The organism is Kribbella swartbergensis (assembly GCF_054784135.1).
The window spans coordinates 1-12071 of the sequence record NZ_BAAGPM010000008.1; the positions used below are offsets into that span (position 1 = coordinate 1).

At 69.7% G+C, this 12071-nt stretch carries 12 protein-coding genes, 1 pseudogene and 1 riboswitch; of the genes and pseudogenes, 7 read left to right on the top strand and 6 right to left on the bottom strand.

Annotated features, from left to right (window positions below; translation table 11 throughout):
* A pseudogene (locus tag ACYVOK_RS03610) lies at positions 1-480 on the bottom strand (hypothetical protein); the annotation flags it as partial.
* 178 nt (positions 481-658) lie between these two features.
* Here ACYVOK_RS03610 and ACYVOK_RS03615 point away from each other — a divergent pair.
* Positions 659-1333 (top strand): alpha/beta fold hydrolase, encoded by a 675-nt coding sequence (locus ACYVOK_RS03615; protein WP_460660780.1) that lies wholly within the window; start codon positions 659-661, stop codon positions 1331-1333.
* On the opposite strand, the gene ACYVOK_RS03620 is transcribed toward ACYVOK_RS03615, so the two are convergent.
* Both ACYVOK_RS03620 and ACYVOK_RS03625 read right to left on the bottom strand, forming a co-directional pair.
* On the bottom strand, positions 1320-2693 hold the full coding sequence (locus ACYVOK_RS03620) for an L-serine ammonia-lyase (RefSeq protein ID WP_460660781.1): 1374 nt from the start codon (positions 2691-2693) through the stop codon (positions 1320-1322). The genes ACYVOK_RS03615 and ACYVOK_RS03620 overlap by 14 nt on opposite strands.
* Before the next feature lie 79 nt (positions 2694-2772).
* Positions 2773-2865, bottom strand: a riboswitch (glycine riboswitch).
* Positions 2863-3228, bottom strand: coding sequence for a DUF3817 domain-containing protein (locus ACYVOK_RS03625; RefSeq protein ID WP_460660782.1), 366 nt, complete (start codon positions 3226-3228; stop codon positions 2863-2865). Its footprint overlaps the riboswitch before it by 3 nt.
* 122 nt (positions 3229-3350) lie before the next feature.
* Between ACYVOK_RS03625 and ACYVOK_RS03630 the strand changes: the two genes are divergently transcribed.
* Positions 3351-4829, top strand: a complete 1479-nt coding sequence (locus ACYVOK_RS03630) for an alpha/beta hydrolase (RefSeq protein ID WP_460660783.1) — start codon at positions 3351-3353, stop codon at positions 4827-4829.
* A 56-nt stretch (positions 4830-4885) separates the two neighbouring features.
* Here the strand turns inward: ACYVOK_RS03630 and ACYVOK_RS03635 are convergent, their stop codons facing one another.
* Both ACYVOK_RS03635 and ACYVOK_RS03640 read right to left on the bottom strand, forming a co-directional pair.
* Entirely contained in the window at positions 4886-5110 is a 225-nt protein-coding gene (locus ACYVOK_RS03635) for a hypothetical protein (RefSeq protein ID WP_460660784.1), read from the bottom strand.
* A gap of 190 nt (positions 5111-5300) precedes the next feature.
* Positions 5301-6731 (bottom strand): aminopeptidase P family protein, encoded by a 1431-nt coding sequence (locus ACYVOK_RS03640; protein ID WP_460660785.1) that lies wholly within the window; start codon positions 6729-6731, stop codon positions 5301-5303.
* Between the two features lie 183 nt (positions 6732-6914).
* Between ACYVOK_RS03640 and ACYVOK_RS03645 the strand changes: the two genes are divergently transcribed.
* The 4 genes from ACYVOK_RS03645 to ACYVOK_RS03660 all read left to right on the top strand — a co-directional run bounded on the left by ACYVOK_RS03645 (position 6915) and on the right by ACYVOK_RS03660 (position 10246).
* Positions 6915-7667: a LamB/YcsF family protein gene (locus ACYVOK_RS03645; RefSeq protein ID WP_460660786.1), complete on the top strand. Its 753-nt coding sequence runs from the start codon at positions 6915-6917 to the stop codon at positions 7665-7667.
* On the top strand, positions 7667-8272 hold the full coding sequence (locus ACYVOK_RS03650; protein ID WP_460660787.1) for a 5-oxoprolinase subunit B family protein: 606 nt from the start codon (positions 7667-7669) through the stop codon (positions 8270-8272). The genes ACYVOK_RS03645 and ACYVOK_RS03650 overlap by 1 nt, the downstream gene beginning before the upstream one ends.
* A complete protein-coding gene (locus tag ACYVOK_RS03655) occupies positions 8269-9108 on the top strand; it encodes a 5-oxoprolinase subunit C family protein (protein ID WP_460660788.1) in 840 nt (279 codons plus the stop codon). The genes ACYVOK_RS03650 and ACYVOK_RS03655 overlap by 4 nt, the downstream gene beginning before the upstream one ends.
* 94 nt (positions 9109-9202) lie before the next feature.
* A complete protein-coding gene (locus tag ACYVOK_RS03660) occupies positions 9203-10246 on the top strand; it encodes a DUF2332 domain-containing protein (protein ID WP_460660789.1) in 1044 nt (347 codons plus the stop codon).
* Positions 10247-10282: 36 nt separating this feature from the next.
* Here the strand turns inward: ACYVOK_RS03660 and ACYVOK_RS03665 are convergent, their stop codons facing one another.
* Positions 10283-11260, bottom strand: a complete 978-nt coding sequence (locus ACYVOK_RS03665; RefSeq protein ID WP_460660790.1) for a GlxA family transcriptional regulator — start codon at positions 11258-11260, stop codon at positions 10283-10285.
* A gap of 61 nt (positions 11261-11321) precedes the next feature.
* On the opposite strand from ACYVOK_RS03665, the gene ACYVOK_RS03670 reads away from it, so the two are divergent.
* Positions 11322-11960 carry an HD domain-containing protein gene (locus ACYVOK_RS03670; protein WP_460660791.1) on the top strand — a complete coding sequence of 213 codons (639 nt, stop codon included), beginning with the start codon at positions 11322-11324 and terminating at the stop codon, positions 11958-11960.
* The last annotated feature ends 111 nt before the right edge of the window (positions 11961-12071 follow it).

Below are 12071 nucleotides of genomic sequence, written 5' to 3' on the forward strand. Positions count from 1 at the left end.
CGTGGTGGTGGGCTTCGGGGGGAGCTTGGTGGGTGGGGGGAGGGTGGGGTCTTTGTGGTCGACCAGTTGCGGGGTCGGGTTCGGTGTGGGGCAGGGGGTGTTCGGGGTGCCCTGGGTGAGCTGACCGGTCGCGGTTGTTGCTAAGGGCAACGGTGAGGTGGCGCCCGGGATCAGGGGCGCGGTGGCCGGGACGGTCGTCGGCGCAGTGGTTGGCGCCTGGGTTTCGGGGCCGCGGGGGAGGGTCGGGCCGCCGGTGGGGAGGGGGCCGGGGTTGAGGCCGGCGACCGGGCTGGCCGGGTCCGGGCCGCCGCCGGGGAGCGGCAGGAAGGAGGCGCCGATCCGGGGACCGCCGAGCAGGGCGATGACGACGAGGACGGCGTACAGGAGGAGCAGGGCCCCGGCCGCGACGACAGCCTGGAGCAGCCGCGGACGGTTCTGCCAGGGCGGGCGGCGGTCTGCCGCGGCAGAGTTCGGCTTCACAAGTCCCGCAGGTTATCGGCAACACCAGCGTTTCAAACAGCCCTTGGAAGAAATTCCACGCTAGATCGCAATGGACGGGCACTTTCGTTCCAGTACGCATTCGTAGAATCGCAAGGAGTTAACTGAAGGCGCGCCTATCGCCCGGGCGGCGCGGCAGTTCCTGTGCCAGCCTGCTCTCATGTCTTCTCTGGTGCTGCTGCACGGCCTGGGCGCGAACGGCCGGGTGTGGGACGCCTGGCCGCAACCGCGGTTCGCCCCCGATCTGCCCGGACACGGCTCGGCCGCCGCCCTGCCGTCGTACACCTTCGCCTCGATGGCCGCGGCCGTCGCCGAGACGCTTCGGGTACGACGTGACGTCGAGATCGTCGGCCATTCACTCGGCGGCGTGATCGCACTCGAACTGGCAAGCGGCCGCTACGGCATCGCAGTGGACCGGGTGATCGCCCTCGGCGTGAAGGTCACCTGGTCCGCGGACGACCTGGGCCGGGCCGGTGCGCTGGCGCAGAAGCCGGTCGCGTGGTTCGACAACCGCGAGGACGCGGCCGCCCGGTTCCTCAAGGTCTCCGGTCTGCAGGGACTCGTCGACCCGAGCGCTCCGGTCGTCGAACACGGGCTCACCCAGGCCGACGGCCGCTGGCGACTGGCCATGGACCCGGGCACCTTCGGCGTCGGAGTACCCGACATGCCACGGCTCATCGCGGAGAGCAAGGCCGAGGTCGTCCTCGCCCGCGGCGAACGGGACGCGATGAACACCGACGAGGAACTACGCGCCCTGCACGATCACGTCGTCGTGCTCCCCGGACTCGGACACAACGCCCACGTCGAGGATCCGGGCCTGTTCAGCACTCGATGACGTTGACGGCGAGGCCGCCGCGCGACGTCTCCTTGTACTTGATCTTCATGTCCGCGCCGGTCTCGCGCATCGTCTTGATCACCTTGTCCAGGGTGACCACGTGCACGCCGTCGCCGTGCATCGCCATCCGGGCCGCGTTGATCGCCTTCACCGAGGCCATCGCGTTCCGTTCGATACACGGGATCTGCACCAGCCCGCCGACCGGGTCGCAGGTCAGGCCGAGGTTGTGCTCCATCGCGATCTCGGCGGCGTTCTCGACCTGTTCCGGCGTACCGCCGAGGACCTCGCACAGACCGGCCGCAGCCATCGAGCAGGCCGACCCGACCTCGCCCTGACAGCCGACCTCGGCACCGGAGATCGACGCGTTCTCCTTGTACAGCACGCCGATCGCGCCGGCGGTCAGCAGGAACCGGACCGCTCCCCCGTCGGTCGCCCCCGGCACGAATCGCCGGTAGTAGTGCAGTACGGCGGGAACGATGCCGGCGGCACCGTTCGTCGGCGCGGTGACGATCCGGCCGCCGGACGCGTTCTGCTCGTTGACCGCGAGCGCGAACAGGTTGACCCAGTCCATCACCTTGAGCGGATCCACCGACCACGGGTCCTGCGAGAGCTTCTTGTACAGCGCGTGCGCCCGTCGCGGGACCTTCAGACCGCCGGGCAGGATCCCCTCGGTCTCACAGCCTTCGCGGACACAGTCCTGCATGACCTGCCAGATCCGCAGCAGTCCGGCGTGGATCTCGTCCTCGGTCCGCCAGGCCAGTTCGTTCGCGAGCATCACCTCGCTGATCGACAACTGTGACTCGCGGCACCGGTCGAGCAGTTCGGCGCCGGTCGTGAACGGGTACTTCAGCGGGGTCGTGTCCGGCACGATCCGGTCGCCGGCCGCCGCCTGCTCGTTGACCACGAAGCCGCCGCCGACCGAGTAGTAGGTTCGTTCCCGCAGTACGTCGCCGTCCGGCGCACGGGCCGCGAAGGTCATGCCGTTGGGGTGGTATGGCAACGTCTTGCGCCGGTGCATCACCAGGTCGGTATTCTCGTCGAAGCGGATCTCGTGCGTGCCGGCGAGCAACAGCCGGCCGCGGTCCCGGATCGTCTCGACCCGCGCGTCGACGGACTGCGTCAGGACGGTCTCGGGGTCCTCGCCCTCGAGACCGAGCAGAACGGCCTTGTTGCTGCCGTGCCCGTGCCCGGTCGCGCCGAGGGAGCCGAAGAGCTGGGCCTGGACGGTCGCCGTACGCCCGAGCAGGCCGTCGGCGGCGAGGCCGAGTGCGAAGGTGCGGGCGGCGCGCATCGGTCCCACCGTGTGGGAGCTCGACGGGCCGATCCCGATACTGAACAGGTCGAAGACGCTGATCGCCATCGTGTGGAGGTTCCTTCCGGTCGTCGTTGACCGTTTGGTGTCCTCCCCGCTCTGTCAGACGGAGGTCTTCCAGAGGTGCCTCGCCCGTACGGTGAAGGTGCCTGAGAGATTCTTGGGGAGAGTTGCTCCTACGGCGCCCGGGTCGTGCCCGGGACTCTCCCGCACGGGTTCATGCGGCTGTTGAGTTAGCTGTCGTCGGTGACGGTACGGCGGTCGCCCGGCCGTCGTCAATCCGGCCGGTCCGCGTCGCCCAGATCTCGAAGAACCAGGTGAACAGGGGCGGAATGCTCGCCGCGAGGGCGGCCAGTGTGACCGGCCAGGACCAGCGCAGCGGACCGCGCACGACCAGCACCGTCAGCACGTAGACGATGAAGATGCCGCCGTGGATCGGGCCGAAGATCTTCACCCCGATCTCGTTGTCGGACAGCACGTACTTGAACAGCATGCCGATCAGCAACCCGGTCCAGGACACCGCTTCCGCGATCGCCACCCACCGGAACCACGCCGCGTGCTTCCCGCCACTCGTCTCAGTCATCAGCGACCGACCCTAACAAGCCCCCCAAGGCCCGGCAGGGGTCGGGCCGGGGCTCGTCCCCGATGTGGTGGAGCAAGCGGTTGCCGAGGATCGAGGAAGCTTCCAGACAGGAGATCTTCCGTATGAGGTTCAGACATCGCGTCATCGCCGGCGGTGTGGCGCTGGGCGTCGCGGCCGCCGGACTCACCACGCTCCCGGTAGCAGCGGCCGAAACCAAAGGACAGGGGGAGTGGTCCGAGTGCAAGCCGGAGGGCAAGGACAAGCCCGAGGTGGTCAAGGGTTCGCAGTGCGCGACGCTGCAGGTCCCGGTCGACTGGCGCAACCCTGACGGCCCCACCTTCGGTCTCGCCATCGCGCGTCGTACGGCGAAGCAGTCGGGCGACCGCGTCGGCGTACTGGTGTGGGGTCCGGGTGGTCCGGGTGACTCCGGCGTCGACCGGGTGAAGACCGGGATGGGCCGGTTCAGTGACAACTTGAAGGACCGGTTCGACGTCGTCAGCTTCGACCCGCGCGGGATCGCCCGCAGCAACCCGGTGAAGTGCTCGGCCGCACTGCTGGCCAGGCAGCCGTCACCGATCCTGAAGAGCCAGGCCGGCTTCGACGCCACGGTCCGCTACAACCGCGAGCTGGCCGAGGACTGCCGGAAGAACACCGGCCCGGTCTACGACCACCTCGACACCTGGCAGACCGTGCGAGACGTGGACGCGATCCGAGCCGCACTCGGGGAGTCGACGATCTCGTTCCACGGCAGCTCGTACGGGACGCTGCTCGGAGCGCAGTACGCCGAGACCTATCCGAGCCGGGTCCGCGCGATGGTGCTGGAGAGCATGGTCGACCACAGTGCCCCGTCAGCGCGGTCGTTCCTCGACGCCCAGGCAGCCGCGGCGCAGGACTCGTTCGACGAGTTCGTGACCTGGTGCGATGCGGCGCCGAACTGCTCACTGCACGGTCGCGACATCCGTGCGCTGTGGGCGGACCTGCTCGCCCGGGCGGATCGCGGTGAGGTGCCCGATCCGCAGAAACCGGGCCTGTCGATCACGCCGTACTGGTTGAGCTTCACCGTGTTCCGGGCGCTCTACGGACCGCAGTGGCCGGCGTTGGCGGACATGTTGAAAAACCTCGACACCAGCTCACCGCCGACCGGGCAGCCGCCGGTGCCGACCGGACTGGCGTCGAACACGCTCTCGGTGTTCTGCCAGGACTGGAACCTTCCGGTGCGGAACTACCAGGAGTACGCCGGTCTGCTCGCGCGACTCGCCCGCAACAACCCGGACATGCGCTACCCCGGCCAGCTGATCGCCGTCTCGATGTGCCTCGGCATGCCGCCGGCGGACAACCCGCAGCACCGGCTGAAGGTCCGTGACCTGGACGAGCCGATCCTGCTGGCGAACGCGGTCCACGACCCGGCGACGGGCTACAACTGGGCCCAGAGTGTGGCGCGCCAGCTCGGCAGGGAAGGCGTGCTGCTGACCTACGAGGGCTGGGGACACGGCAGCTACGACGGCGGACCGTGCATGGAGAACACCATCGACGCCTATCTGGTCTCGCTCGACGTTCCCAGGCGCGGCACCAGTTGTCCCGCCGTACCGCCGGTCACCTGAGAACTGCACCCAGGCAGGCGTCTCCCAACCAGACGCCTGCCTGGGTGTCTGCGGGCTCAGACCGGTACGCCGGTGACCTCGAGTACGCGGTTGAGCTGGTCGCCGCGGATCGCGCGGCGTGACAGCAGGCGAAGTTCGGCGCAGGCGGTCTCGAGTGCCTGCGTCTGGGATCGGCAGTTGTCGACGTACCAGAACGGATCGTCGGGCTGCGGATCGTCGGCGTCGTCGATGTCGGCGTACCAGTGCCGGCCGCAGTGCATCACTCGCACTCGCAGGTTCATGCTCATTACCCCCGTGTCTCCAGGGATCCTGGAGTCCCCCCGGGCCCCAGTCGGGCCTCGGCCGGGCGCGTGGTCGCGGCCCCCCACTACCCACGCGCCGGGCCGAGTTCGACCCTCCCCCGCTCGCTACATCGTTGCCGACGGCGTCGGTGTTACTGGTCGTGACCAGTAATTTTGCGTGACCCGATGACTACCGACTGTTGATGTGCGACTGGGTCCACTGCTCGAGGCCGGACGCCGTGATCGGCAGGTCCTCGGTGAGGATCTCCAGCCGGTCGGAGTGCACCACGACGTTGTCCTCGATCCGGATACCGATCCCGCGCAACTCCGGCGGGACGGTCTTGTCGTTCGGGTGGAAGTACAGCCCCGGCTCGACCGCCAGCGCCATCCCCGCCTCGATGTCGCCGGCGAAGTAGGCCTCCGGGCGGGAAGCGTCACAGTCGTGGACGTCGAGACCGATGTAGTGCCCGGTGCCGCAGACGATGTACCGGCGGTGCTGCTGCCCGTCCGGACCGAGCAACTCGTCGAGCGACACGTCGAGCAGACCCCAGTCCCGCAGCCCTTCGGCCAGCACGCGCAGAGCGGCGTACTGGAAGGCCCGGTACGGCGCGCCGACCTTGATCGCATCGAGTGATGCCAACTGTGCCTTGTGCACCAGGTCGTACACCTGCCGCTGGCCGTCGGTGTACTCGCCGGTGGCCGGGAAGGTCCGGGTCACGTCGGCGGTGTAGAGCGTGCGCGTCTCCACGCCGGCGTCGAGCAGGATGACGTCACCCTCGTTCACCGGCCCGTCGTTGCGGACCCAGTGCAGCACCGGCGCATGCTTGCCAGCGGCAACGATGGACGCGTAGCCGACGCCGTTGCCGGCGGTCCGCGCCCGCCGGTCGAACGTGCCCTGCAGCCACCGCTCGCCGCCGCCGCGAATGGCCTCCGGCAGCTCCCGGGCGACGTCGCCGAACGCGAGCACGCTGGCCGCGACCGCCTCGCGCAACTGGTCCAGCTCCCAGTCGTCCTTGATCCGGCGCAGCTCGGCGAGCGTCTGCCGCAGCGAGTTCCCGTCCGTCGGGGACGTGCGGACCAGCGCGTCCAGCATCGGCTCGACGCCTGGGGTGGAGAGCATGAACGGTACGGCGCCGCGCACCGCGGCCGGCAGTTCCTCGATCGGACGGCAGGCGATCTGCAACGCGTCCGACCAGTCCTTCAGACCCGGCACGGGACCGATCCACAGCTCGCCGTCCCGCGCGTTGGCGAAGAAGTCGGGCTCGTCCGGGCCGGCCGTCTCGCGCAGGTACAGGGTCGCGTCGCCGTCGGCCGACATCACCAGGACGGCGCCCTCGGCCTGGCACCCGGTCAGCCAGACGAAGTCGCTGTCGGCGCGGAACAGGTAGTCGGTGTCGTTCGAGCGGACCGGCGCCCGCCCGGCCGCGACCGCGATCCGCCGTCCGGGCAGCGCCGCCGCCAGCTTCCGCCGGTGCTCGGCCGCCGCCTCCGCCAACCCCTCGGGCAGCGTCACCGAGCGGTCCACCGGCCCCCAGCCGCGCGAGATGAACTCCCGGAACCCCTTGGCGTCGATCGGGCGGTAGGACTTCGGTGTCTCGTCGGTCCGGTCGTCGTCGGTCATGTGCTGTGCTCCCCTTTGCAGCTGACGGTCACAGCCATCAACTCAGGAGAGAGCGGGGTGACGCAAGCCCTTATCGAAACTCGGGAATCAGCGCGCGGAACGCTTCCAGCAGGCCTCACGGCCTACCTGGCTGTTCGCTCGATCAAGCCCATGGTCGAATTGTTCTAGGTTGTAGGAGTGTTCATGGACCTCAACGCGGATCTGGGCGAGGGTTTCGGATCCTGGCCGATGGGTGACGACAGCGCCCTGCTGGACGTCGTCACCAGCGCCAACGTGGCCTGCGGTTTCCACGCCGGCGACCCGTCGATCATGCGCCGGGTGACCGGGCAGGCGGTCGAGCGCGGGGTGGCGATCGGCGCGCACGTCGGGTACGCCGACAAGGCAGGCTTCGGCCGCCGGTTCGTCGACATCGAGCCGGCTGCCCTCCGCGACGAGGTCGTCTACCAGATCGGCGCACTGGACGCGTTCGCCCGGGTCGCGGGAGACAAGGTCCGGTACGTGAAACCGCACGGCGCGCTGTACAACACGATCGGGCATCACGAGGAGCAGGCCGCGGCCGTCGTCGGCGCGGTCGTGGACTACGACCGTTCGCTCCCGGTGCTCGGTCTTCCCGGATCGGCCTGGCTGCGACTCGCCGCCGACGCCGGTCTGACCGTCGTTCACGAAGCCTTCGCGGACCGTGCGTACACACCGTCGGGGACCTTGGTGTCGCGGCGAGAGCCCGGGTCCGTGCTGCACAACGCCGATGAGATCGCTGCCCGTTGTACGGCGATGGCGACCGGTCAGCCGATCCGGGACAGTGCGGGTGGCGAACTGAAAGTGGAGCCGGCGTCGATCTGCGTGCATGGCGATACGCCGGGCGCGGTCGAGATCGCGCGGCGGGTCCGGTCCGCGCTGGAGGGGGCGGGTGTGACGTTGAGCCCGTTCAGCCGGTGATGCGGATCCTGCCCTCCGGCGACCACGCGCTCCTGGTCGAACTCGACGACCTCGACCAGGTCCTCGGCTACTACGCCGCGCTCAGCGCCGATCCACCCGCGGACGCGGTGGACATCGTCCCTGCCGCACGCACGGTCATGGTGTCCACCGCGGGTGATCTCGGCGCTCTGTCCAGGGCCCTGCAGGCGGTGGAGCCTCAGGTCGGCAGCCGTGCAACCGGTGACCTGCTGGAGATCCCGGTGGTCTACGACGGCGAGGATCTCCAGGACGTCGCCGGCCTGCTCGGCTGCGGTGTCGCCGACGTGATCGAGCGCCACACGCGCGACGAATGGACGGTGGCGTTCTGCGGCTTCGCGCCAGGATTCGGCTACCTCACCAGTGGCGGTGACTGGGACATACCCCGGCGGAGATCACCCAGGACGAAGGTGCCCGCCGGGGCGGTGGCGCTGGCCGGTGAGTTCAGCGGGGTCTATCCGCGCGAGTCGCCGGGCGGCTGGCAGTTGATCGGCCGCACCGACGTGAAGATCTTCGATCAGGAGCGGGAACCGGCCGCCCTGTTCCACCCGGGACGCCCGGTGCGGTTCGTCGACGCGGGTCGTGGATGAGCAGCCTCACCATCCTCGAACCGGGGCCGTTGGCAACAATCCAGGACGGCGGCAGGATCGGCCAGGCGTCCCTCGGCATCCCGGCGTCCGGCGCCTGCGACCGTCCGTCGTACGCGTTGGCCAACCGCCTGGTCGGCAACACCCCGGGCACGGCCGCGATCGAGGTCACCTTCGGCGGCCTCGTCCTGCACGCGGACACCGATCTGGTCGTCGCCGTCACCGGCGCCCCCTGCTCCGGCGTCCCGCTCAACGCGCCGACGATCGTCAAGGCCGGTCAGGTGCTTCGCTTCGGCCCTCCCCGGACCGGTCTGCGGACGTACGTCGCCGTTCGTGGTGGTGTGGCCGTTCCGCCGGTCCTCGGTTCGCGTTCCACCGATCTGCTGTCCGGGCTCGGGCCTGCGCCGCTGACCTCCGGGCAGACGTTGCCGGTCGGCTGTGAGTGCGGCCCGATGCCCGGCGTCGACCTTGCTCCGGTCGCCGATCCGCCTGGCGGCGAGGTCGTCGTACGCGTGACTCCCGGACCGCGCCGGGATTGGTTCACGGACGCCGGATGGATGTCGTTCCTTTCCCAGTCGTATGTCGTCAGCAGCAACAGCAACCGGGTCGGCGTACGCCTCGAAGGCGAACCCCTCGACCGCGCCCGCGAAGGCGAACTGGCCAGTGAAGGCATGGAGCTCGGCGCCATCCAGATCCCGCCGTCGGGCCTCCCGGTCGTCTTCCTCGCCGACCACCCCGTCACCGGCGGCTACCCGGTCATCGCCTACGTCACCAGCACCGACCTCCCGATGTGCGCCCAACTCCGGCCCGGCCAACCCCTTCGCTTCACCAACAACTGAAGGGTTTGTCGTTCCTGTGGCTAGAATCGCCGGAATGCCGAGGTCGACCGCAGCAAGCGCCAGGAATGCCGGCAGGGCCCGCACACTCGCTCAGGTGTACCGGCGCTTCGCTGAGGTCGACGCCGCCGGAACCTCGCCGCTGTACGAGCGCGTCGCCGTCGCCCTGAGCGAGTCCGCCGAGGCACTGCGCGCCATCGAGACGGCCCCGGCACGCAAGCGGCATCCCACGGTGATCCTCGCCGCGCTGCACGACCTTGCCCTTGCCGGACGCGCCCCGGAGCTTGCTGCGGCCTATGCCGCTGCGGACGCCGACGCTGCAGCGGCCGCGGCGATCGACACGCTGCTGCACCTGACCGACTCCGTCGTGGCCATCGCCGTACGCCGTCGGACGCGGCCCAACGAAACCGGACGCGGTGCCGTGCTGTATCCGGCCATCGCCGAAGCGGCGCGCCGGGTCGGCGCGAACGCGGTTGGGCTCATCGACGTGGGCTGTTCGGCCGGGTTCAATCTCACCGTCGACCGCGTTGGCATTACGTACAGCAACGAACAGTCGCTGGGCGACCCGTCATCTCCGGTGCAGCTGTCGGCTTCGATCGTGGGAGACCGGCCCGTCCCGACGCAGCCGATGCCCGAGGTCGTCGCCCGGGTCGGTGTCGACACCGATCCGGTCGACGTGACCGGCGCGGACGAGGCGCGATGGTTGCGCGCCTGCGTGTGGCCGGACCAGCCGGAGCGGGCCGCGAGACTCGAAGCGGAGCTCGCGTTGGCGGCGGCGGCCCCTCCGCAGCTCCTGCAAGGTGACGCCGTCGAGGTGCTGCCCGACGCATTCGCCCAGATCCCCGCGGACGCCCTGCCTGTCGTCACCACGACGTGGGCGCTGGCGCAGTTCTCGCTCGAGAACCGTCTGCGCTTCCTGCACCGCCTCGACGAAGCCGCAGCCCACCGGACGGTGGCGTGGGTGTCAGCGGAGGGGGTCGGAGTCGCGCCGGCCATACCGACACTCGGCGATCGCCGCGCCTCCGGTCACAGCATCCTCGGCCTGGCGGTGTTCGAGCAGTCGGCTGTGCACGCCGAGGCGGTCGGCCGCTGTTGGTCGCAGGGCCGCCTGCTGGCGTGGCTGGCGTCCTCGCCGTCGTGACGAGTCGCCCTGCCGACGATCGAGCACGCCTGGGAACTACCCGGTGGCTCGGAAGCGGCGGAGGTAGTGGGTTGGGGTCGTATTGAGGTGGCGGGCGAAGGCCCGGCGGAGGGTTTCGTCACTGCCCAGGCCGCTGAGCCGGGCGGCCGACGTGATGCTGTGACCGTCGAGGAGAAGTTGCTGAGCACGATCGAGCCGGACGCGTTCGACCCAGCGTCCCGGGGTGGTGTGGAACTCGTTCTGGAACAGCCGGGTCAGGTGCCGTGAACTGACGGACGCGTACGCCGCCATCGCTGGCAGACTGTGGTCGGCGGCCGGATCGGCGACCACGTGAGCGGTCACCGCGCGGAGTGGATCGCTGCGGGCCGGCGGCGTCGCCATCGCCGTCGAGAACTGCGACTGACCACCCGGCCGTTGCAGGAAGACCACCAACTCCTGGGCGATCCCGCGCGCCAGGTCGGCCCCGTGGTCGGACTCGACCAGCGCGAGCGTCAGGTCGATCCCCGCACTGATCCCGGCCGAGGTGACGTACTTGCCGTCGCGAATGTGCAACGCGTCGGGCTCTACCTGCACCGCCGGGTACCGCAGTGCGAGCGTCTGCGCGTGCCTCCAGTGCGTGGTCACCCGACGCCCGTCGAGCACACCGAGAGCCGCGAGCGCGAACGCGCCCGTGCACACGGAGGCAACCCGACCGGCCCGGTCCGCGAGAGCGGCGACGGCGGTCAGGACGTCGTCCGGGACTCGTTCGACCAGGTGGTCGGCCCCGGCGATCAGCACGGTGTCGAACGCACCGGCATCGAGCGCAGCGATCGTGCCGGCCAGAGTCGGACCGGAGGACGTCGTCACGGTGCCACCGCGAGGAGACACGAGCACCGGCTCGTAGCGCCGGCTGTCCCGGTTCGCCTGGTGCAGGACCTCGAGCGGACCGCTGACGTCGAGCAGCGTCACGTCGTCGAACACCACGAGCGCGATCCGCTGTGTCCGGATCTGTGGTTCATGTGGCCCAAAGGACATGGCCCCAGCGTACCCGCACCCGCGAGGCTGGAGCGCAACGACGAACGGAAAGGCAGCACCCATGACCGAGGAGATCGCCGGGGTCAAGGTCCCGGACAGTGTTCTGGCCAAGGAGGCCACCGAGTTGGTTCGCGAGGCCGCCTCGCCACTGCTGTTCGACCATTCCCGCCGCGTCTTCCTGTTCGGGTCGTTGCGCGGCCGGCAGCAGGGCCTCGCGTTCGACCCCGAGTTGCTGTACGTCGGCGCGATGTTCCACGACCTCGGGTTGACCGAGCGGTTCCGCCGTACCGATCAGCGGTTCGAGATCGACGGAGCCGACGAGGCCCGCCGCTTCCTGCACGCGCACGGCGTCACCGGGATGCTCGCCGACCGGGTCTGGACCGCGATCGCCTTGCACACCACACCGGAGATCCCGCTGCACCTGGCACCCGAGGTCGCGCTGGTCACCCGCGGGGTCGAACTCGACGTGCTCGGCATCGGCTACGACACGATCAGCGACGAGGAGCGCGCGGCGGTGGTCGCGGCGCATCCCCGCCCCGACTTCAAGAACCGGATCCTCGCCGCCTTCACCGACGGCATCAAGGACCGCCCGGAGACGACGTTCGGAAACGTCAAGGCCGACGTCCTCGAGCACTTCGTCCCCGGCTTCCGGCGCGGCGACTTCGTCGAGGTGATCAAGAACTCCGACTGGCCCGAGTAGATCCTCGCGTCGGCACGACCGGTGAGCAGACGACACGGGGACGCGACGTAGCAGCGGCCGGCGCAGCGAACCCGGGCCGCTTGTCCCGGCGCCACCGGGCGGGCGAGGATG

What these genes read in the sequence shown, in the direction of transcription:
- ACYVOK_RS03615 (WP_460660780.1), top strand. Translation starts at nt 659, where the DNA reads ATGTCTTCTCTGGTGCTGCTGCACGGCCTGGGCGCGAACGGCCGGGTG.
- ACYVOK_RS03620 (WP_460660781.1), bottom strand. Translation starts at nt 2,693, where the DNA reads ATGGCGATCAGCGTCTTCGACCTGTTCAGTATCGGGATCGGCCCGTCG.
- ACYVOK_RS03625 (WP_460660782.1), bottom strand. Translation starts at nt 3,228, where the DNA reads ATGACTGAGACGAGTGGCGGGAAGCACGCGGCGTGGTTCCGGTGGGTG.
- ACYVOK_RS03630 (WP_460660783.1), top strand. Translation starts at nt 3,351, where the DNA reads ATGAGGTTCAGACATCGCGTCATCGCCGGCGGTGTGGCGCTGGGCGTC.
- ACYVOK_RS03635 (WP_460660784.1), bottom strand. Translation starts at nt 5,110, where the DNA reads ATGAACCTGCGAGTGCGAGTGATGCACTGCGGCCGGCACTGGTACGCC.
- ACYVOK_RS03640 (WP_460660785.1), bottom strand. Translation starts at nt 6,731, where the DNA reads ATGACCGACGACGACCGGACCGACGAGACACCGAAGTCCTACCGCCCG.
- ACYVOK_RS03645 (WP_460660786.1), top strand. Translation starts at nt 6,915, where the DNA reads ATGGACCTCAACGCGGATCTGGGCGAGGGTTTCGGATCCTGGCCGATG.
- ACYVOK_RS03650 (WP_460660787.1), top strand. Translation starts at nt 7,667, where the DNA reads ATGCGGATCCTGCCCTCCGGCGACCACGCGCTCCTGGTCGAACTCGAC.
- ACYVOK_RS03655 (WP_460660788.1), top strand. Translation starts at nt 8,269, where the DNA reads ATGAGCAGCCTCACCATCCTCGAACCGGGGCCGTTGGCAACAATCCAG.
- ACYVOK_RS03665 (WP_460660790.1), bottom strand. Translation starts at nt 11,260, where the DNA reads ATGTCCTTTGGGCCACATGAACCACAGATCCGGACACAGCGGATCGCG.
- ACYVOK_RS03670 (WP_460660791.1), top strand. Translation starts at nt 11,322, where the DNA reads ATGACCGAGGAGATCGCCGGGGTCAAGGTCCCGGACAGTGTTCTGGCC.